Source organism: Paraburkholderia sp. 35.1 (genome assembly GCF_050436525.1).
In the GTDB taxonomy this organism is placed as follows: domain Bacteria; phylum Pseudomonadota; class Gammaproteobacteria; order Burkholderiales; family Burkholderiaceae; genus Paraburkholderia; species Paraburkholderia tuberum.
Window position 1 is genome coordinate 3,702,705 of sequence record NZ_JBNDMJ010000003.1, and the last position, 19,599, is coordinate 3,722,303.

General features: G+C 65.9%; 16 protein-coding genes. 8 read left to right on the top strand and 8 right to left on the bottom strand.

Translation table 11 applies throughout. From position 1 onward, the window contains the following. Positions 1 to 969: a LysR substrate-binding domain-containing protein gene (locus tag OKW27_RS37370; RefSeq protein ID WP_429336400.1), complete on the bottom strand. Its 969-nt coding sequence runs from the start codon at positions 967 to 969 to the stop codon at positions 1 to 3. A 112-nt stretch (positions 970 to 1,081) separates the two neighbouring features. Here OKW27_RS37370 and OKW27_RS37375 point away from each other — a divergent pair, with 112 nt between their 5' ends. Both OKW27_RS37375 and OKW27_RS37380 read left to right on the top strand, forming a co-directional pair. Further along, complete coding sequence (locus OKW27_RS37375) at positions 1,082 to 2,098, top strand: zinc-binding alcohol dehydrogenase family protein (RefSeq protein WP_429336401.1); 1,017 nt, start codon at positions 1,082 to 1,084, stop codon at positions 2,096 to 2,098. Between the two features lie 233 nt (positions 2,099 to 2,331). Further along, positions 2,332 to 2,880: a DUF6013 family protein gene (locus OKW27_RS37380; RefSeq protein WP_090804681.1), complete on the top strand. Its 549-nt coding sequence runs from the start codon at positions 2,332 to 2,334 to the stop codon at positions 2,878 to 2,880. Between the two features lie 69 nt (positions 2,881 to 2,949). Here the strand turns inward: OKW27_RS37380 and OKW27_RS37385 are convergent, their stop codons facing one another. Further along, the gene (locus OKW27_RS37385; protein ID WP_090804683.1) at positions 2,950 to 3,756 is read right to left on the bottom strand and encodes an ABC transporter permease; all 807 of its coding nucleotides are present in this window, start codon (positions 3,754 to 3,756) and stop codon (positions 2,950 to 2,952) included. Beyond that, positions 3,753 to 4,493, bottom strand: a complete 741-nt coding sequence (locus tag OKW27_RS37390; protein ID WP_429336402.1) for an ABC transporter ATP-binding protein — start codon at positions 4,491 to 4,493, stop codon at positions 3,753 to 3,755. The genes OKW27_RS37385 and OKW27_RS37390 overlap by 4 nt, the downstream gene beginning before the upstream one ends. A gap of 170 nt (positions 4,494 to 4,663) precedes the next feature. Here OKW27_RS37390 and OKW27_RS37395 point away from each other — a divergent pair, with 170 nt between their 5' ends. Then, entirely contained in the window at positions 4,664 to 7,147 is a 2,484-nt protein-coding gene (locus tag OKW27_RS37395) for an AsmA family protein (RefSeq protein ID WP_429336403.1), read from the top strand. A gap of 146 nt (positions 7,148 to 7,293) precedes the next feature. Here OKW27_RS37395 and OKW27_RS37400 read toward each other — a convergent pair whose 3' ends face one another. After that, complete coding sequence (locus OKW27_RS37400) at positions 7,294 to 7,785, bottom strand: hypothetical protein (RefSeq protein WP_090804689.1); 492 nt, start codon at positions 7,783 to 7,785, stop codon at positions 7,294 to 7,296. Between the two features lie 68 nt (positions 7,786 to 7,853). On the opposite strand from OKW27_RS37400, the gene OKW27_RS37405 reads away from it, so the two are divergent. The 4 genes from OKW27_RS37405 to OKW27_RS37420 all read left to right on the top strand — a co-directional run bounded on the left by OKW27_RS37405 (position 7,854) and on the right by OKW27_RS37420 (position 12,016). Next, complete coding sequence (locus tag OKW27_RS37405) at positions 7,854 to 8,027, top strand: hypothetical protein (RefSeq protein WP_167368651.1); 174 nt, start codon at positions 7,854 to 7,856, stop codon at positions 8,025 to 8,027. Between the two features lie 143 nt (positions 8,028 to 8,170). Further along, entirely contained in the window at positions 8,171 to 9,781 is a 1,611-nt protein-coding gene (locus OKW27_RS37410; RefSeq protein WP_429336404.1) for a sensor histidine kinase, read from the top strand. Positions 9,782 to 9,861: 80 nt separating this feature from the next. Continuing rightward, positions 9,862 to 10,014, top strand: coding sequence for a hypothetical protein (locus OKW27_RS37415; RefSeq protein ID WP_167368652.1), 153 nt, complete (start codon positions 9,862 to 9,864; stop codon positions 10,012 to 10,014). Between the two features lie 28 nt (positions 10,015 to 10,042). Then, positions 10,043 to 12,016 carry a response regulator gene (locus OKW27_RS37420; protein ID WP_429336405.1) on the top strand — a complete coding sequence of 658 codons (1,974 nt, stop codon included), beginning with the start codon at positions 10,043 to 10,045 and terminating at the stop codon, positions 12,014 to 12,016. Positions 12,017 to 12,139: 123 nt separating this feature from the next. Here OKW27_RS37420 and mscL read toward each other — a convergent pair whose 3' ends face one another. The 4 genes from mscL to mfd all read right to left on the bottom strand — a co-directional run bounded on the left by mscL (position 12,140) and on the right by mfd (position 18,692). Continuing rightward, entirely contained in the window at positions 12,140 to 12,586 is a 447-nt protein-coding gene (mscL, locus tag OKW27_RS37425; protein ID WP_090804694.1) for a large conductance mechanosensitive channel protein MscL, read from the bottom strand. Between the two features lie 99 nt (positions 12,587 to 12,685). Continuing rightward, positions 12,686 to 13,720 carry a threonine ammonia-lyase gene (locus tag OKW27_RS37430; protein ID WP_090804696.1) on the bottom strand — a complete coding sequence of 345 codons (1,035 nt, stop codon included), beginning with the start codon at positions 13,718 to 13,720 and terminating at the stop codon, positions 12,686 to 12,688. A gap of 89 nt (positions 13,721 to 13,809) precedes the next feature. Further along, positions 13,810 to 15,042 carry an acetylornithine deacetylase gene (gene argE, locus OKW27_RS37435; RefSeq protein ID WP_429336406.1) on the bottom strand — a complete coding sequence of 411 codons (1,233 nt, stop codon included), beginning with the start codon at positions 15,040 to 15,042 and terminating at the stop codon, positions 13,810 to 13,812. Positions 15,043 to 15,212: 170 nt separating this feature from the next. Continuing rightward, entirely contained in the window at positions 15,213 to 18,692 is a 3,480-nt protein-coding gene (gene mfd, locus OKW27_RS37440) for a transcription-repair coupling factor (RefSeq protein ID WP_429336407.1), read from the bottom strand. 122 nt (positions 18,693 to 18,814) lie between these two features. Between mfd and ispD the strand changes: the two genes are divergently transcribed. Next, on the top strand, positions 18,815 to 19,528 hold the full coding sequence (gene ispD, locus OKW27_RS37445; protein ID WP_429336408.1) for a 2-C-methyl-D-erythritol 4-phosphate cytidylyltransferase: 714 nt from the start codon (positions 18,815 to 18,817) through the stop codon (positions 19,526 to 19,528). Positions 19,529 to 19,599 lie beyond the last annotated feature (71 nt).

The window sequence follows — 19,599 nt, forward strand, 5'->3', positions numbered from 1 at the left end:
CTACGCGCCCGCCAGGCCAACCGGCTCGCGATCCCAGTACGGCGGATCGCCGAAATGCGTGGCGACGAAGTCGATGAAGGCGAGCGTCTTCGGCGGCACGAACGCGCGGCTTGGGTACACGGCCCAGATCGCGACGTCGTCCGCGAGAGGATAGCTGTCGAGCACGCTGACGAGTTTGCCGCTGCGCAGATAGGGCGCCACGTCCCATGTCGATTTCAGCGCGATGCCGAAGCCCGCGAGCAGCGCGTCGCGAATCACCTCGCCGTTATCGGTGACGAGGCGTCCGCTCACGCGCACGTCGAGCGGGCCGGCGGGCGTCACGAAGCGCCAGTCGCGCTGCGCCGACAGGATGATGCACTCGTGCCCCGCGAGATCCGACGGATGATGCGGCGTGCCGCGCGCGGCCAGATAGGCGGGGGCCGCGCACAGCACGCGGCGGTTGACCGCGAGCCGCCGCGCGACCAGCGACGAATCCTTCAGCACGCCGACGCGAAGCGCGACATCGATTCCCGCGTCGACCAGATCGACCACCTGATCGGTCAGGCGCAGATCGACGCTGACCCCCGGATAGCGGCGTAGAAACTCGCTGATCACCGGCGACACATGCTGACGCCCGAACGACGACGGCATCGACACGCGCAGCCGTCCCTGCGGCTCGGCCTGCGCGCGGCCGACCGATGCGCGCGCTGCGGCGGCCGCGTCGAGCAGCGCCTCGGCGCGCGTCATGAACACTTCACCGTCCTGGGTGAGGCTGATGCGGCGCGTGGTCCGATGCAACAAACGCGCGCCGAGGATCTTTTCGAGTTGTGCGATCCGCGCGCTCGCGACCGCCGCCGACAAACCGAACTCGCGCCCGGCCGCCGACACGTTGGCGAGCAGCGCGGCACGCACGAACAACGCGACGTCGAGCAGATCGAGCCGTTCGCGTTCGCTGGGCACGGACCGGCCGGCCGGGCTTGAATCGTCCATTATTCTGAAAAACCAAAAAATGATTCAGTGATTATGGCTGTTTTATCAGAATAAGAACCATCCTACGATACGAGTCATGCGTGCACATCAACCGAACCCACAAGGAGCAGCCATGAAAGCCGTCGGACTCTACCGTTATTTGCCCATCGATCACGCCGAAGCGCTCGTCGACGTCGAGATCCCGAAACCCGAAGCGACCGGCCGCGATCTGCTGGTCAAGGTCGAAGCCATTTCCGTGAACCCGGTCGACACCAAGGTGCGCGCGCCGAAAGACACGCTCGAGAAGACGCCGCGCGTGCTCGGCTGGGATGCTGCCGGCACCGTCGTCGCGGCCGGGCCCGAGGTCACGCTGTTCAAGGTCGGCGATCCGGTGTTCTATGCGGGCAGCATTACGCGGCCGGGCGCCAACAGCGAATTTCATCTGGTGGACGAACGGATCGTCGGACACAAGCCGGCGTCGCTCGATTTCACGCACGCGGCCGCATTGCCGCTGACCGCGATCACTGCGTGGGAAGCATTGTTCGATCGCCTCGGCGTATCGCCGCAGGGCGCCGACGCAGGCCGTACGGTGCTGATTTTCGGCGGGGCGGGCGGGGTCGGCTCGATCGGCATCCAGCTCGCGAAGCAGCTCGGCAAGCTGCAGGTGATCGCGACCGCGTCGCGGCCCGAATCGGCGAAATGGGCACGGGAGCTCGGCGCGGATCACATCGTCGATCACTTCGGCGATCTGCCCGCGCAGATGAAGGAGATCGGCATCGAGCAGGTCGACTACGTGCTGATCTTCAACGACACCGACCGTAATTTCCCGGCCGCCGCGCAACTGATCAAGCCGCAAGGCGGCATCTGCACGATCGTCGAGAACAGCGCCGCCGTGCCCGTCGAATTGCTGAAGGCGAAGAGCGCCGCGTTTCACTGGGAGTTCATGTTCACCCGCTCGATGTTCGGCACGACCGACATGATCGAGCAGCACAAGCTGCTGACCGAGGTCGCGCGGCTCGTCGATGCCGGCACGTTGCGCACGACGCTCGGCCAGGACCTCGGCCGCATCAACGCGGAGAATCTGCGTCGCGCGCATGGGTTGCTCGAAGCAGGACACGCGATCGGCAAGCTGGTGCTGACCGGCTTCTGAGATGAAATCGACGCGCAGAAAGCGCGTCGCCGCAAGCGGGTTAACACCCGGGCCGACACGACACGCGCGGCAGCGCGCTTGGCGTTAGACTGACGACGCAGCATGCCAAAACGGTTGCGTGTCTTGCGGCGAGGCCAGCCGGTATGAACCGGCCGGCCCTCGGCAGTGCGTGAACAGTGCACAGGCAGTCGCGTCGACGCGAGCGCGCAGCGGCACAACAACGAGGTGACAGTATGAGCTTCAGCTTCAAACTCTCCGCCGTTTCCGTTGTCGCTTCTCTCGCCTGCGCGCTCGTGCCGGCTGCTCGCGCAGCCACGCCGATCACGGTGACCAACAAGGCCCCGCTCGACGGTCCGATCCGCTACACCGTTCGCGTCACGTCGAAACAGTTCGGCAATTCCCAGGAGACCCGCACGATCCGCTCGGGCGAATCGGACGACTTCACGTGGAAGACCGTGCCGCCCGGCGGTCCGGTGGCCGCGACGGACGCATGCCCGGACTATGCGTCGCTGCCGGTCGACGAGAATGGCGCGATGATCCGCCAGACGCAGATCCGCTTCTCGCCGGTGGTGTCGAGCGACGGCACCGCGGCCGTCCAACTGAACTTCCAGGCGCAGACGCCGCATGGCGTGAAAACCGTGACGAGCGGCGGCAAGACGCTCAAGTGTCCGAACGATGTGAGCGTGAGTCAGATCGTGCGTTTCACGATGCCGGTCAACGGCACGACGAAAACGCTGACGCTGACCGACGGCACGGAGATCGCCGTCACCGCGAAGCGGTGAAGGTTCGAGCGTGCGGCGTGATGGCCGCGTGCGCGAGCGTAGCACGCGCTAGCGCGTCATCCTTGTGCGTCATTCTTTGCGTGCCTCACGCTCGACGAGCCGCGCCGGCAAGAACTGATGCTCGGCCGAAAAGAGCCGCCGGTACGTGAGCAGCACCGCGCCCACGGTCCCCAGCGCCGACGCCGCCGCGATCAGAAACATGATGACGATCTGATAGCGCACCGCCTGCAATGGCGACTGCCCGGCCAGCACCTGACCGGTCATCATGCCCGGCAAACTGACAACGCCGACCACCGCCATCTGGTTCAACGTCGGCATCATGCCGGCGCGCACCGCCTGGCGCGCCGGCGCCTGCGCGGCCTCCCAGCGTGTCGCGCCGAGCGCGAGCGCCATGTCGACGCGGTCGCGCCGCGCGGTCAGCTCCTCGGTCATCCGCTCGATGCCGAGCGATACACCGGTCAGCGTGTTGCCGAGGATCATGCCGAGAATCGGAATCGCATATTGCGGCGCGTACCACGGATGGATGCGGATCACGACGAACAGTCCCACCGCGGCCACGAGCCACGAGCTGACCCAGATCGACAGCACGCTGTCGGCGCGTTGTCCGGCATAGGTGTGGCTGCCGCGCTGCGCGCCGGCGAAACCGGCGATCAGCGTCATCACGATCATCAGCGGCAGCACCACGTACCAGCGAGCGAAACTGAACACCCAGCCGAGCACATAGCCGATCGCGAGCAACTGGACCACGGTGCGCACCGCCGCCCATGCGAGCTTGCGCTCGAGATCGAGCTTCAGCGCGACCGACACCGCGCCATTCACGACGATCAGCAGCGTCGCGATCGCGACGTCCCACAAGCTCAGATTCTGCAGGCTCATTGGCGGGGCTCCCGACGCTGGTCGGCGGGAGCGCGTTGGTCCGCATCGCGCCGCACGCAAGTGTGTTCGGCCAGTACGCCGGCGCGCATCGTCAGATGCCGTTCGCTCATGCGTGCCGCCTGCTCGACATCGTGCGACACCCACATCGATGCGTGAGCGCCCGGCGCGGCATCGAACCACGCCTGCACGAGCGCTTCGATCGCGCGCGACGACGCCGGATCGAGCGATGCGGTCGGCTCGTCGAGCAACAGCACTTCGGGCGCGAGTTGCAGCACGCGGATCAGCGCGGCGATCTGCGCTTCGCCACCCGATAATTCGCTTGCGCGCTTGCCGAGAAAGTCCTCGCCGCGGCCGGCCTGCATCGCGAGCCTGGCCGCGCACGCGCGATCGAAGCGCGCGTCGCGATATGCCCGCAGCTCAAACGGATAGCGCAGATTGTCTTCGACGCTGCCGTCGATCAGCGCGGGCCGCTGCCGGATATACGCGATTGCGCGCCGGTAGCGCGGAATCCGCGCACGCTCGAGCGGCGCGCCATGCCACAGGATGCGCCCCGCATCGACCGGATCGAGCAGCGCGAGCGCGCGCAGAAACACGCTCTTGCCGGAGCCGGACGGTCCGGTAATCGCGACCCGCTCGCCGGCGCGCAGGGCGAAGGTGGTCGGCTGCAACAGCGTCTGGCCGCGCTGCGCATCGCGCCGTACGATGCCGTCGGCGAGGACGAAGGGAACATCGGTCATGGTTGGAACGCCGTGGGGAGGGTGTGCCGGTGGGGCTGTCGGTAAAGCGTGCGCCATGATAAAGCGACGAGGCGCAACAGCGCACGACCGACGCGGCGATTCATGCTCGCGCGCCAGGTACGATAACTGCTGCACGGTGCACAACGTGGAACAACACGCGGAGCTTTTCAATGGCAGGGTCGAGCGGCACCGGACGACGGGTCGGAAAAATCTTTGCATGGCTGCTGGCGGCGCTCGTGATCCTGATCGTCGCGCTCGTCATCTTCATCCTGAGCTTCGACTGGAACCGCGCGCGGCCTTACATCGACGACAAGGTCAGCCAGGCGATCGGCCGGCCGTTTGCGATCAACGGCGACCTGAAGGTGGGCTGGCGTCATGCGGTCGGCGAGACCGGCTGGCGCGGCTGGGTGCCTTGGCCGCGCTTTTCGGCGGCCAACATCGCGATCGGCAATCCCGACTGGACCAAACAGCCGCAGTTCGCGACGCTCGACGAAATCGACTTCGAGGTCGAGGTGCTGCCGCTGCTCGCGCACGACATCGAGATTCCGGCGATCAACCTCGTGAATCCGTCGGTCGATCTGGAACGTCTTGTCGACGGGCGCAATAACTGGACCTTCAAGCTGCCGTCGTCGAGCAGACCCACCGAGTGGAAGCTCGATCTGCACGATATCGCGTTCGCGAAGGGCAACATCGCGCTGTCGGATCAGCAGAAGAAGGTCGAGGTGCAGATGGTCGTCGATACGCTCGGGCAGCCGATCCCGATCGGCGACGCGCTGAAGCAGCAGGAAGCGGCCTCGCGCAGCGCGTCGGCTCAGGCCGTCGGCCGGGCGGGCGCGCGCCAACTCGCCGCGCAGGCCGAGGCAGAGGCGGCCTCGGAGGCGAAGGCGGCTTCCGCAGCGGCGGCTTATGAAGCGGCGGCGCAGGCGTCGGGCGCATCGGGCGCATCCGCAACGTCGGGCGTGGCCGCGAGTTCCGGCGCGCTCGCGACGAGCGGCGCCGCCGCACCGGCCGAAACCACCAGCGGGAGCGCCAGCCCGGCCGCGGCTGTCTCGGGGGCGAGCGGCACCGCACCTGGCGCCAGGCGCGCGACGCCGCTTTATGCGATCGGCTGGACCGTCAAGGGCACCTACAACCGCACGCCGGTGTCGGGCAGCGGCAAGCTCGGCGGCGTGCTCGCGCTGCAGGACGCGAACCGGCCGTTCCCGGTGCAGGCCGATGTCAAAGCCGGCGATCTGCATATCGCCTTCGTCGGCACGCTCACCGATCCGGCGCATCTCGGGGCGCTCGATCTGCGCCTCTGGCTGCAGGGCAACAGCATGGCGCGCCTGTATTCGCTGACCGGCGTGACCTTGCCCGAGACCCCGCCGTACGCGACCGAGGGTCGTCTGATCGGTCAGTTCAAATCGAGCGGCAACGTGTTCACGTATGAAAACTTTACAGGCCGGGTCGGCGGCAGCGATCTGAACGGTTCGTTGACCTATACCGGGCGCGAGCCACGTCCGCTGCTGCAGGGCGAACTCGAGTCGCATCTGTTGCAGTTCTCGGATCTCGCGCCAGTGATCGGCGCCGATTCGAGCGCGAGCAAGGCGAGGCGCGGCGACGCGGCCGCGCAGCCGAGCAACCGCGTGCTGCCGGTCGAGGAGTTCCGCACCGACCGCTGGAAGGCGATCGACGCCGACGTCAAGTTCACCGGCCGGCGCATCATCAAAAACGCGAACCTGCCGATCACGGATCTGTACACGCACGTCGTGATGACCGACGGCGTGCTGTCGCTCGTGCCGCTGAAGTTCGGCGTCGCGGGCGGCTCGCTCGCGTCGGATATTCATCTCGATGGCAGCGCGGCGCCGCTGAAGGGCCGCTTCGCGATGTCGGCGCGGCACGTCAAGCTGAAGCAATTGTTCCCGACCTTCAAGACGATGCAGAACGCGCTCGGCGAGATCAACGGCGATGCGTCGCTGTCCGCGACCGGTAATTCGCCGGCGGCGCTCGCGGCGACTTCGAACGGCGAGTTGAAGGCGCTCGTGACCGAAGGCACCGTGAGCCGTCTGCTGATGGAGGCGGCCGGGCTCAACGTCGCGAACGTCGTCTATGAAAAGCTGTTCGGCACTAGCAACGTGAAGATCAACTGCGCGGCCGCCGATTTCGTCGCGACCGACGGCGTGCTCGAAGCGCGCGTGTTCGCGCTCGACACCGGCGACGCGGTGATCATCATCGACGGTCAGGTGAATCTGCGCGACGAGACGATGGACCTGGGCGTGCATCCGCATACGAAGGGCTTCCGGGTCTTTTCGCTGCGCTCGCCGCTGTACGTGAAGGGCACCTTCAAGGATCCGCACGTCGGCGTCAATGCGGCCGCGCTCGCGTTGCGCGGCGGCGCGGCGGTCGGGCTCGGGCTGATCAATCCGTTCGCGGCGCTGATCCCGCTGCTCGCGCCGAGCAACAACAAGCCGCTGCCGTGCGCGCGATTGCTCGCGCAAGCGCGGCAGATGCCGAAGGCGCCGCCGCCGGGCGTCAAGCAACAGCCGAAGGCGCCGATATCGCTCGAGGGCGCGCCGGTCAACAAGTCTTCGGGCGGCGCGTCGTCGCCAGCCGCGGTGGATCGTAAGCCAGCGACGACGTCGCCGGCGAGCGCGGCCGAATACAAGGGCAGCTGAAGCGCGGCGAGCGCGTCGATGATGCGATCGCCGAATCAACGGCATGATGCCGCGTGAGGAACGCGCGGTTGCCGTCGAGCCAGGGTTTCGATGAAGCGAAGAGAACGACCTGTCAGCAGCCCTGAACTTCAGGGTGCCCGATTGGCTTATCTGAGCGAACGTGGGGTTGCATCGCCCGACGCATCCTGGCGACGCACGCCGCGCCGGGTACCGATTCGTGTCGCGCCGAACTCCGTCAGAATCTTGCCGCGCGCACGGCTCGCGAACACGAGGAAGCCGAAGCCGTCGGCCTCGTACCAGTAGCCGCCGTTCTCGAGACCATCGAGCGGCTGCTCCAGCGCGTTGGTAATGGATTCGAGGCAGCGCCGCCGCAATTCGGCTGGTGCGGGGTAGGGCGGCTGTGCGCCGCGCACACTGCATAGAAGCACGTCGAGTCCGGGCAGCACGTGTGCATAGAGCACCGGTTCGTCCTGCGCGCGAGCCCGCGCAATCTTGGTGTCGAGTTGACCGAACGGCTTGAAATGCCGCAGAACCGCGAGGAACGACTCGTCGCCGTCCACCTTCGCGCGCCTACGCTTTTTCGGGAAGGACATAAAAATTCGCCTGAAAAAGAATTGCAAGAATCGCTGCGTCTTCATGCGACCACTCCCGGCTTTCGCGCGCCGCACGTCGATGTTTTATAGCATACGACAAGGCCGGATTCACGATGATTCGACGCTACCGCATCGCCCCACCGCCTCCCGCACGAATCATGCCGAACCGCCTCGCCGCGCGCATTCGCATCCCAGCACACCTTGTCTCCATCATAGACGCAGGCGGCGCGGAAAAAACATCCCATCCCAATAAAAAAGTCATTTTTGTGTGGTCGAGCGCCTGCTGACGCGTCGTTGAAATATCTCTGATTCACGTCGATAATGGCCCGTCCAGCCGCGCGGCGCCCGCCTTGCAGGGCGCGACGGGTGCGCGCGAGCCCCGCCGTTCGAGTGACAGCCTGAACCACAGCCTGAACGCCCTGACGGAACCATGAAACTATTCACCAAAGGTCTGCTGCTGATCGCGATACCGAGCGTGGTCGAACTCGCGCTGCTCGGGGTCGTCTTCGATACCCAGGAGCGGACCGCGCAGGCCGCGCGATGGGTCGACAACAGCAAGCAGATCCTCTACGAGTCGTCGGCCATCGTCGATCCGCTGCTGCGTCAGGCCGCGCGCGTGCGCACGGCGATGGTGACGGGCAGTGCCTCGCTGATCGACCGCCATGCGGTGTGGGTCGACCTGAATGACCGGCTCGCGAAGCTCGATGCGCTCGTCGCCGAAACGCCGGCCCAGGCCGAGCGCGTGCGCAGCATGCGGCACGCGATCGACGCGTATCGCGAACAGAGTGTCGCGATCTCGCAGGCGTTGCACGAGGGGCGCAGTCTACGCCCCTATATCGCGCTCGAAACCGGCGAGTTGCCGGAGCAGATCGCCGTGTTCCGCGACGAGTTGGCCCAGTTCGGCGCGGCGGCCTCGGAGCTCGACGTCGAGCGCTCGAGCGCGCTCGGCGAGCGGCGCGAGCTTCAGCAGCGCGCGCTGATCGCCGCGGTGTTCGGCTCGATGCTGATCTGGGCGGTCACCGCCTTCGGGTTCGTGCGCGGCATCGGCCAACGCCTCGAAGTGCTGACCGATAACGCCGAGCGGCTCGGCAGCGGCCGGCCGCTCGCGGCGCCGTTGTCGGGCAGCGACGAAATCGCCGCGCTCGACACGGTGCTACATCAGACCGATGCGCGTCTGCGCGAGGCGGAAGCCGGGCAGGAAGCGCTGAAGACGGAGCTCGAAGCACGCGCGCGCGAACTGGCGGCCGTCAATGAGGAATTGCGCCAGGAAACGCAGGACAACGAGATGTTCATCTACAGCGTGTCGCACGATCTGCGCTCGCCGCTCGTCAATCTGCAGGGGTTTTCGAAAGAGCTGCACGTGTCGTGCGACGAACTCGACGTGCTCGTCGGACAGGCTCGTCTGCCGGAGAACGAAGCACGGCGCATGACGCAGATCCTCGATGGCGAGGTGCGCGAGTCGTTGCACTATTTGCGCACCGCGGTCGCGCGCGCGGCGGCGATCATCGACGCGCTGTTGCGCATCTCGCGCGCGGGACGGCTCGAATATCAGTGGCAGCGGGTCAGCGTCGAGCGCGCGGTGGCGCGAGTCGTCGATGGGCTGCAAGGCACGATCGACCACCGCGCCGCGAGCGTCACGGTGCGCGAGCTGCCGCCCGCATGGGGCGATCCGGCGGCGGTCGAGCAGATCTTCAGCAATCTGATCGGCAATGCGCTGACTTTCCTCGATCCGGCGCGCCGCGGGCGCATCGAGGTCGGCGCGCTCGCGCCCGAACCCGTCGACGAAAGCGAGCCGCGCGCGGTCCGTATGCGCATCTATTACGTCCGCGATAATGGGCTCGGCATTCCGGCCGTGTATCTGTCGAAGGTGTTTCGCGCGTTCCAGCGTCTGCACGGGGACGTCGCAAGCGGCGAGGGGATCGGCCTCGCGGTGGTGCGGCGCGCGGTCGAGCGGCACGGCGGGCGCGTCTGGGTCGAATCGGCCGAAGGCGCCGGATCGACCTTTTTCGTGGTGCTGCCCGAGCAGCCGGCGCGCCTCTGAGCGCGGCGCACGCCGGCGCGGGCACCGTCGCTGCCCTTCTCCCGGCGGCATGGATGACGAATCGTTGGCACGGAGAGCCTATGAATCACGCGCAAGCGGTCAGCATCGTTGTGATCGAAGACGACGACGGCCACGCGACGCTCTCGGCTTTTTCCTGCAAGTGGTCAAACTGCCGCCGGGGCAGCGGCTCGCGCCGCCTTGAAGCTGTCCGAAAGCCGTTCATGACAAGATGAGCACCGTACCGAGCCGGAGAGCACCTGCATGATCGAAGAAGTGTCCACGCCGCACGCCGCCTATGTGCTCGTCGTCGATGACGACGAGGGCATCTTGCGGCTCGCGCGCAAGTCGCTCGAACGCGCCGGCTGCCGGGTGACGATCTGCGCCGGCGTCGAGGCGGCCCGCGAGCGGCTCGCGAGCCGCGCCCCCGATCTGCTCGTGCTCGATTATCAGCTGAGCGGACCGGAGACCGGGCTCGATTTCTTCCGGCGTCTGCGCGCGGAGGGCGTGCGCATTCCGGCGATCCTCGTGACCGGCTTCACCGACGAGTCGCGCGTGATCGAAGCGCTGCGTGCGGGCGTGTCCGACGTGGTGCCGAAGTCCGGCGACTATCTCGACTATCTGCCAGAGGCCGTGGAGCGCGTGTTGTCGCAGGTGCGGCTGCAACGCGCGTCCGACGAAGCGCTGCTGCTGCGCGATCGCGAGCTGCATTACCGCACGCTGTCGGAGACGTTGCCGCATCTCGTGCTGACCTGCGACGCGGCCGGCGATTGCGACTTCCTGTCGAAGCAATGGTACGACTACACCGGCTTGCCCGAACATGGCTCGCATGGTCTCGCGTGGCTAGAGGCCGTGCATCGCGACGATTGCGAGCAGATCCGGCAAAGCTGGCTGAAGGCCGTCGCGAGCCGCAGCGGCGACTATCGGCACGAGATGCGGATTCGCCGCCACGACGGCGAGTACCGCTGGTTCGACGTGCGCGTGGTCGCGATGCGCGATGCCGATGGCAACGTCAGCAAATGGTTCGGTAGCTGCACCGACATCCACTCGCAGCGCGAGGCGATCGAGGAGCGCGAGCGACTGCTCGAGTCCGAGCAGGCCGCGCGCCAGGCCGCCGAAGAAGCGAATCGCGCGAAGGACCGTTTTCTCGCGATGCTGTCGCACGAATTGCGCACACCGCTCACGCCGGTGCTCGCGGGCGCGAGCGTACTCGAGATGATCCCGGAACTACCGGAGCAGGCGCGTGCGAGCGTGCGCATGATGCGCCGCAACGTCGAACTCGAGGCGCGGCTGATCGACGATCTGCTCGATCTGACGCGCGTCGCGAACGGCAAGCTGCGGCTGTCGCTGGAGACCGTCGACGTACACGAGGTGATCGACAGCGTGCTCGAACTCTTTCGCAGCGAAATCCAGGTCAAGCAGCAGGACGTGCATGTCGAGAAGCACGCGACGCATCACTACGTGCTCGCCGATCGCGCGCGGCTGCAACAGATGCTGTGGAACCTGATTCGCAATGCCGCAAAGTTCACGCCGGACGGCGGCCATATCTATGTGCGCACACGCGACGAACGCATGCAGGTGCAGATCTCGGTCGAAGACACCGGCATCGGCATCGAGCCGGAGCAGATCGGCAAGCTGTTCAATGCGTTCGAGCAGGGCGACCAAAGCATGACGCGGCAGTTCCGCGGCCTGGGTCTCGGTCTCGCGATCACGAAGGCTTTGACGGACGTGCACGGCGGCACTGTGACCGCGCGGAGTCCCGGTCCGCATTGCGGCGCGACCTTCACGATCACGCTGCCGACCGCCGCCGCGCGGGCCACCGCGCCGCCGGTCATCGTGCCGAGCAACCTGCAGCCGGCGAGTTCGCTGTCCGTGCTGCTGATCGAGGACCATGCCGACACCGCCGACGTGATGGCCCAATTGATGCGCGGCTTGGGTCATCAGGTGACGGTGGTCGGGCGCGTCGACGATGCGCTTGCCGCGACGCAGTTGCACGGGTTCGATCTGGTTGTCAGCGATGTCGGATTGCCCGATGGCACCGGTCTTGATTTCGTCAAGGCGTTTCGCGAACATTCCGACGTGCCAGCCGTCGCGCTGACCGGCTTCGGCACCGACGAGGACGTGCGCCGCTGTTTGAGCGCGGGCTTTACATCGCATCTGACGAAGCCTGTCAATTTCGGCCAGCTCGAAGCGATGATCGAAAGCGCGGCGCAATTGAAGGCGCAAAAGGAAGGGTAAGGCTCGATAAAGCGCAGCGCGCTGAAGGCAGCGTGAAAACACAAAGGCCTGTCGCGACGCCGATCGCAACAGGCCTTTTGATTTCACTGGCTCAGGCCGTCCAACCCGAGCTTGATTCGACGATTAACGCTGCTGGTTGTTCAGCGAATCGCGGATCTCGCGCAGCAGCAGCACGTCTTCCGGCGGCGGCGGCGGCTCCGCCGGCGCGGCTTGCGGCTCCTTGCGCAGTTTGTTGATGAATTTGACCATCAGAAAGATGATGAACGCGAGAATGATGAAGTTGATCGTCGCGGTAATGAATGAACCGTAACCGAACACCGCCACGCCACCTGTCTGCAGGTCTTTATACGATTCGGGGTTGCCTTTGTAAGTGGCCGGAATATGGCCCAGGCGAACGAACAGATTGGAGAAATCGAGGCCGCCGGTAGCGACCCCGACAACCGGCATGATCAGGTCTTTAACCACGGAATTGACAATGGTGGAAAACGCGCCGCCGATAATCACACCGACCGCCAGATCCATCACGTTGCCTTTGAGGGCAAATTCTTTAAATTCCTGGATCATGCTCATGCCTACACCTCCCTGATGTGAATAGCCGAATCATACCAACCTGAAGCGGATAGGCTAGTGCTTTAGCCGCAAGGCAACAAGCGCATCTGCTGCGCGTCGCTAATGAGGAAACTGTGACTCGCTATGGCGCGCGCGCTCCAGATGCGCGGCAAAACTGACCGGGTCGATATTGGCGCCGCACAGCAGCACGCCCACGCGTTTGCCCTGCAACTGTTCGCGCAGCGGTCCGAGCAATCCGGCCGTGGCGGCCGCGCAAGCCGGCTCGACCGCGAGCTTCAGCTGATTGAACAGGATCAGCATCGCCTCGCGCAACTGGTCGTCGGACACGGTGACGATCCGATCGACATGGCGGCGGCACAGTTCGTAGCTGTATTGCTCGGTATGCGGCGACATCAGCGAATCGGCGATGCTGTGCATGTGGCCCATTCTGACCGTATGGTTGGCGGCAAAACTCTTACTCATCACGTCCGAGCCTTCGGGTTCGACGCCGTACACGTGCACGTTCGGATTCGCGAGCCGCAGCGCGGTGGAGACCCCGGCCGCGAGTCCGCCGCCGCCGATCGGCACGATCACCGCTTCGAGGTCGGGCGTTTGCGTGGCCCATTCGTAGCCGAGCGTCGCCGAGCCGAGCACCGTGCGATAGCCGTTGAACGGATGCACGAAATAGCGGCCTTCCTCGGCCTCGACGCGGCGCACCAGTTCGAACGCTTCGGCGAGATCTTCCGCATAGACGATGTCGGCGCCGTACTCGCGGCACAACGCGACGCGGGCCGGATTCGCCGCGCTGAACAGCACGACCTTGGCGCTGACGCCGAGGCGCATCGCCGCATAGGCGACCGCCACCGCGTGATTGCCGCCCGACACGCAGGTGACACCCGCGCTCTTCTGCGCGTCGTCGAGCGCGAGCAGGTTCGTGAAGGCGCCGCGCGCCTTGAAGCTGCCGCCCGCCTGCAGCAGCTCGAACTTGAAATTGACGACGGTGCCGCGCAGCGATGAGAAGTCGAGCCGGTCGAACACCGGCGTGCGCGCGACCCAGGGCGTCAACGCGAAGTGCTGCGCGGCGATGTCGTCGAGCGTGGGGATCGGCTCACCGTCGATCGTGTGATCCGTGTGCTGAGGCATGGCGCTGGACATGGCGGTCGCTCCGGAGTCGTCGATGTCGCTGAGGCCCGTGGCTCGGCGCGCAGGTTCACTGCGGCTGCGCGCCGCTGCAACGAAACGGGCTAAGCGGCCTCGACCGACATGCTGTGGATGAACTTGCGCAAGAAGCGCTCGCACGCGACGAGCTGCGCGAGCTCGACGAATTCGTTCGCCTTATGCGCCTGCTGGATGTCGCCGGGGCCGCAGACGATGCTCGGAATCCCCGCGTTCGAAAACAGGCCGGCCTCGGTGCCGTATGCGACCTTGCGCTTGTCCTGGTCGGCCGTCAGCGCGCGGACGAGCTGCGTGATCGCGGCCTGTTCGGACGAATCGAGTCCGGGCGCCGCGGCGATCTTCGTGATCTCGATCGCGGCCGACGGATGCTCGCGCAGCATTTTCGGCAGCAGCGTTTCGCGCGCGTAGCTGTCGATGCGCGCGAAGATTTGCTCGGGATCGAGCGTCGGCAGATTGCGGAACTCGAACTGGAACTGGCATTCGGCCGGCACCGTGTTGATTGCGTTGCCGCCCGTGATCGTGCTGGTCTGCGCGGTGCTGAACGGCACGTCGTACAGTTCGTCGAACGGGCCTTGCGCGCGGAACTGGTCGGCCATGTCGCGGATGTAGCAGATCAGGCGAGCCGCGTACTCGATCGCGTTCAAGCCGTTCGGCGTCAGCGACGAATGCGCGGCCTGGCCGCGTACGCAGCACTGATACGCGTTGATGCCCTTGTGCGCGATGATCGGGCGCATGCTGGTCGGCTCGCCGACGATGCAGCCCTCCGGCTTCACGCCGCGCTTCATCAGATCGGCGATCAGAAGCGGCGCGCCCACGCAGCCCACTTCCTCGTCGAACGACAGCGCGAGGTGGATCGGCTTCGCGAGCTTCGTGCGCTGCATGTCCGGCACGAGCGCGAGCGCCGCGCCGATGAAGCCCTTCATGTCGCAGGTGCCGCGGCCATAGAGCTTGTCACCGCGAATCTCCGGCTTGAACGGATCGCTGTCCCATTGCTGGCCGTCCACCGGCACGACGTCGGTGTGGCCCGACAGCACGACGCCGCCGTTCGTTTCGCCGTCGTGCGCGGGAATGGTCGCGAACAGGTTCGCCCATTTGCCGCCCTTGCCGTGCGTCAGCGTCGCGTCGATACCGACCGCGCGCAGTTCGTCGCGCACGGTTTCGATCAGGCCGAGGTTTGGATTGCGGCTCACCGTGTCCATCGACACGAGACGGGTGACCCAGGGCAGAGATATCGGAGAAGCGGGGGACGTGGAGGAGGCGGACGACTGCAACGATTGCGCTGTTTCAGCGACGTGAGACATGACATGACTCCAGCGTTTTGTGTCTATCGATCATATCCCAAATTGCATTTTCGTCAGGATGTCCAAAAAGCGGGACTCGCGTTGGCGCAGCGCAGCATCGATGCAAAAAACGGGGGACGTCCCCCCGTTTTCTGCGGTTTTCACGAGCCTGTGCGCACAGCGTGCCGCGCTCAGCGAGCCGGCGCCGCCGCCGTGCCGCGGCTCGGCGAACCGAGCGCGCGCAAGGTCTCCTTGACGGTCGCGACGCGCACCGCGAGATCCGGGCTGCGCGTTTCGATACGCAGCTTGTCCTGACCCGCGAGCTTGATGTGCTTGTGCTTCTGCACCATCTCGATGATCCGCATCGCGTCGACGGGCGGATTGGGGATGAACTGCAGGCCGATCACCGCTTCACCGGCATCGATCTTCGAAATGCCGAGCGGCTTCGCGGCGAGCCGCAGTCGATGCGTCTCCACCAGCGCATGCGCCTGCGGCGGCAGCTTGCCGAAGCGGTCGATCAGCTCTTCCTGGATGCCGTCGATCGAATCGTTGTGTTCGCAGTTCGCGAGGCGCTTGTACAGCGACAGCCGTTCCTGCACGTCGCCGCAATAGTCCGACGGCAGGATCGCCGGCGAATGCAGGTTGATCTCGGTGGTCGCGGCGAGCGGCGCGGTGAGGTCTGGCTCCTTGCCGTTCTTGAGCGCCCTCACTGCGTCGTTGAGCATGTCGGTATAAAGCTGGAAGCCGATCTCGTGAATCTCGCCCGACTGCTTGTCACCGAGCACCTCGCCGGTGCCGCGAATTTCGAGGTCGTGCATCGCGAGATAGAAGCCCGAGCCGAGTTCCTCCATCTGCTGGATCGCTTCGAGCCGCCGTTGCGCCTGCTTGGTGAGCCCCTGCGGATCGTGCACGAGCAGATACGAGTACGCCTGGTGATGCGAGCGGCCGACGCGGCCACGCAGCTGATGCAATTGCGCGAGGCCGAACTTGTCGGAGCGGTGGATCAGGATCGTGTTCGCGCTCGGCACGTCGATGCCGGTTTCGATGATCGTCGTGCACAGCAGCACGTTCGCGCGTTGCGCGACGAAGTCGCGCATCACCCGCTCCAGTTCCCGCTCGTGCATCTGTCCATGCGCGACCGCGATGCGCGCTTCGGGCACCAGCTCTTCGAGCATCTGCCGGCGATTCTGGATCGTCTCGACTTCGTTGTGCAGGAAGTAGACCTGGCCGCCGCGCTTCAACTCGCGCAGCATTGCTTCGCGAATCACGCTGTCTTCCTCGCGCCGCACGAAGGTCTTGATCGCGAGGCGCTTTTGCGGCGCCGTTGCGATCACCGAAAAATCGCGCAGGCCTTCGAGCGCCATGCCGAGCGTACGGGGAATCGGCGTCGCGGTCAGCGTCAGTACGTCGACTTCCGCGCGCAGCGCTTTCAGCGCCTCCTTCTGACGCACGCCGAAGCGATGCTCCTCGTCGATGATCACGAGTCCGAGCCGCTTGAACTGCACATCGGACGACAGCAGCTTGTGCGTGCCGATTACGATGTCGACCGAGCCTTCGTTGATCTGCCGGATCGCCGCGTTGGCTTCTTTGGTCGACTTGAAGCGCGACAGCTCGGCGATGCGCACCGGCCAGTCGGAGAAGCGGTCGCTGAAGGTTTGCGTGTGCTGCTCGGCGAGCAGCGTGGTCGGCGACAACAGCGCGACCTGCTTGCCGCCCATCACCGCGATGAACGCCGCGCGCAATGCGACCTCGGTCTTGCCGAAGCCGACGTCGCCGCACACGAGCCGGTCCATCGGCTTGCCGCTCGTCATGTCGCCGATCACGGCCGCGATCGCGGCGGCCTGGTCCGGCGTTTCCTCGAAACCGAAGCTCTCGGCGAACTTCACGTAGTCCTTCGGTTCGAGCGCGAACGCGTGGCCCTCGCGGGCGGCACGGCGGGCGTACAGGTTGAGCAGCTCGGCGGCGGTGTCGCGGATCTGCTGCGCGGCCTTGCGCTTGGCCTTTTCCCACTGGCCCGAGCCGAGCGAATGCAGCGGCGCGCTTTCCGGATCGGCGCCGCTATAGCGCGAGATCACGTGCAATTGCGCGACCGGCACGTAGAGCTTGCTGTCGCCCGCGTATTCGAGGTGCAGGAACTCGGTCTCGCCTTCGCCGAGATCCATCGTCACGAGACCCATGTAGCGGCCGATACCGTGCTGCGAATGCACGACCGGGTCGCCGAGCTTCAGCTCGGACAGATCGCGCACCATCGAATCGACGTTGCTCGCCTGTTCCTGGCGGCGGCGTCCCGCGCGGCGCGCGAGCGGCCCGTACAGCTCGGTTTCGGTGATGATCGCGATGCCGTCGCCCGGCAGCGCGAAGCCGTTCGCGAGCGGCGCGACGCCGAGCGAGAAACGCGCGTCGCTCTTGAGCCAGTCGGCGAAGCTGTCGGCCGAGGCGGGCTTCAGCTGGTTGTCGGCGAGCAGTTGCAGCAGCGTCTCGCGGCGGCCCGCCGATTCGGCGGCGAACAGCACCCGGTTCGGCGTCGCGCTCAGATACGCGCGCAGCGCCGAGACGGGATCGTCGGCGTGACGATCGATCGCGAGGTTCGGCAGCGCGATCGACCAGGCGCCGTCGCCGTTGGTGGGCAGCACGAGCCGTGCGAACGGTTTCGCGAACGTGAAGAAATCCTCGTCCGACAGGAACAGCTTGTGCGGTTCGAGAATCGGCCGGTCGCGGTCGTGCGACAGGAAATTGAAGCGCTGCTTCGTGTCGTTGGTGAAGCGCCGGATCGCCGCGTCCAGATCGCCGACGAACCCGAGTTGCGAACCGTCGGGCAGGTAATGGAAGAGGGTGGCCGTCTCCTCGAAGAACAGCGGCAGATAGTATTCGATACCCGCCGACGGCACGCCGTTGCCGATGTCCTTATAGATCGACGCGCGGCTCGGATCGCCCTCGAAAGTCTCGCGCCAGCGGCTGCGGAATGCGGTGCGCGCGGCCTCGTCGAACGGGAATTCGCGGCCCGGCAGCAGGCGCACGTCCTTGACCGGATAGAGGCTGCGCTGCGTGTCGGGGTCGAACGCGCGGATCGAGTCGACCTGGTCGTCGAACAGGTCGATCCGGTAGGGCAGCGGCGAGCCCATCGGGAACAGATCGAGCAGCGAGCCGCGCACGCAATATTCGCCGGGACGCACCACCTGGCTCACGTGCTCGTAGCCGGCGAGCGTCAGCTGCGCCTTCAGCTTCGCTTCGTCGAGCCGCTCGCCTTGCGAGAACGAGAACGTGTAGGCGGCCAGAAACGACGCGGGCGGCATCCGGTACAAGGCCGTCGTGGCCGGCACGAGCAGGATGTCGCAACGGCCTTCGCCGAGGTCGTGCAGCGTCGCGAGACGCTCGGAGACGAGGTCCTGGTGCGGCGAAAACGTGTCGTAAGGCAGCGTCTCCCAGTCGGGCAGGAGGCGCACGCGCGCGTCGGGCGCGAAGAAGCCGATTTCCTGCGACAGCCGCTGCGCGTCGAGCGCGTTTTCGCAGACCACCGCAAGCAGCGGCATCTTCTCGCGATACGCGAGATGGTAGCGGGCGATCAGCAGCGCGTCGGACGAACCGCGCGTGCCGTCGAAGGCGAAACGCTGGCCAGCCTTGACGAGCGCGACGGGCGGGGAGGACTGCGAGGATGCGTCGATGTCTGGCATAAAGGAGAAAAAGGGGCGGCTCGGGGCTCACGCGACGGCCAAGTTTACGCGTGTACGGGCGTGGATGCGAAGGACCTATTATAAAATCCGTCCTTTACTTTGACCTGGCGGCATCCGCACTCGTGACTTCCCGTCTCTTTGCCCTGATCCCGTGCGCAGGCACCGGCAGCCGTTCCGGCGCCGCGATGCCCAAGCAATACCGCACTGTCGCCGGCCGCGACATGCTGCATTACTCGCTCGCCGCGTTCGACGCGTGCAGCGAATTCACGCAGACGCTCGTCGTCATCGCGCCCGACGACCAGCACTTCGACGCCCGCCGCTTCGGCAATCTGCGCTTCGCGGTGCGTCGCGTGGGCGGCGCGTCGCGCCAGGCGTCGGTGCTCAACGGTCTGCACGCGCTCGCCGAGTTCGGCGCCCACGACGCCGACTGGGTGCTCGTGCACGACGCGGCCCGGCCGGGCATCACGCCGGCGCTGATCCGCACGCTGATCGGTTCGCTCAAGGACGATGCGGTCGGCGGCATCATGGCGTTGCCGGTCGCCGATACCTTGAAGCGTATCGACCGCGCGTCGGCCGATGGCCGCATCGCCCAAACCGAATCGCGTGACGGCTTGTGGCAGGCGCAGACGCCCCAGATGTTCCGCATCGGCATGCTGCGCGAGGCGATCCTGCGCGCCCAGGCCGACGGCCACGATCTGACCGACGAGGCGAGCGCGATCGAATGGTCGGGCCACGCGCCGAAGCTCGTGCAAGGCAGCCTGCGGAACTTCAAGGTCACGTATCCGGAAGATTTCGATCTGGCCGAGGCGATTCTGAGCCGCCCCGCCGGTTCGTGAAACCGCGCCTGGGCACATTGGCAAGATTTAGAAAGGCTTTAAAGAAGTTTTAAAAGCTTCAGCACTTGAGG

Coding starts and splice junctions, on each gene's coding strand:
- OKW27_RS37375 (WP_429336401.1), top strand. CDS start 1,082: ATGAAAGCCGTCGGACTCTACCGTTATTTGCCCATCGATCACGCCGAA.
- OKW27_RS37370 (WP_429336400.1), bottom strand. CDS start 969: ATGGACGATTCAAGCCCGGCCGGCCGGTCCGTGCCCAGCGAACGCGAA.
- mfd (WP_429336407.1), bottom strand. CDS start 18,692: ATGCCAGACATCGACGCATCCTCGCAGTCCTCCCCGCCCGTCGCGCTC.
- OKW27_RS37380 (WP_090804681.1), top strand. CDS start 2,332: ATGAGCTTCAGCTTCAAACTCTCCGCCGTTTCCGTTGTCGCTTCTCTC.
- OKW27_RS37395 (WP_429336403.1), top strand. CDS start 4,664: ATGGCAGGGTCGAGCGGCACCGGACGACGGGTCGGAAAAATCTTTGCA.
- OKW27_RS37430 (WP_090804696.1), bottom strand. CDS start 13,720: ATGTCCAGCGCCATGCCTCAGCACACGGATCACACGATCGACGGTGAG.
- OKW27_RS37410 (WP_429336404.1), top strand. CDS start 8,171: ATGAAACTATTCACCAAAGGTCTGCTGCTGATCGCGATACCGAGCGTG.
- OKW27_RS37405 (WP_167368651.1), top strand. CDS start 7,854: ATGATTCGACGCTACCGCATCGCCCCACCGCCTCCCGCACGAATCATG.
- OKW27_RS37420 (WP_429336405.1), top strand. CDS start 10,043: ATGATCGAAGAAGTGTCCACGCCGCACGCCGCCTATGTGCTCGTCGTC.
- OKW27_RS37390 (WP_429336402.1), bottom strand. CDS start 4,493: ATGACCGATGTTCCCTTCGTCCTCGCCGACGGCATCGTACGGCGCGAT.
- OKW27_RS37385 (WP_090804683.1), bottom strand. CDS start 3,756: ATGAGCCTGCAGAATCTGAGCTTGTGGGACGTCGCGATCGCGACGCTG.
- mscL (WP_090804694.1), bottom strand. CDS start 12,586: ATGAGCATGATCCAGGAATTTAAAGAATTTGCCCTCAAAGGCAACGTG.
- OKW27_RS37415 (WP_167368652.1), top strand. CDS start 9,862: ATGAATCACGCGCAAGCGGTCAGCATCGTTGTGATCGAAGACGACGAC.
- OKW27_RS37400 (WP_090804689.1), bottom strand. CDS start 7,785: ATGAAGACGCAGCGATTCTTGCAATTCTTTTTCAGGCGAATTTTTATG.
- argE (WP_429336406.1), bottom strand. CDS start 15,042: ATGTCTCACGTCGCTGAAACAGCGCAATCGTTGCAGTCGTCCGCCTCC.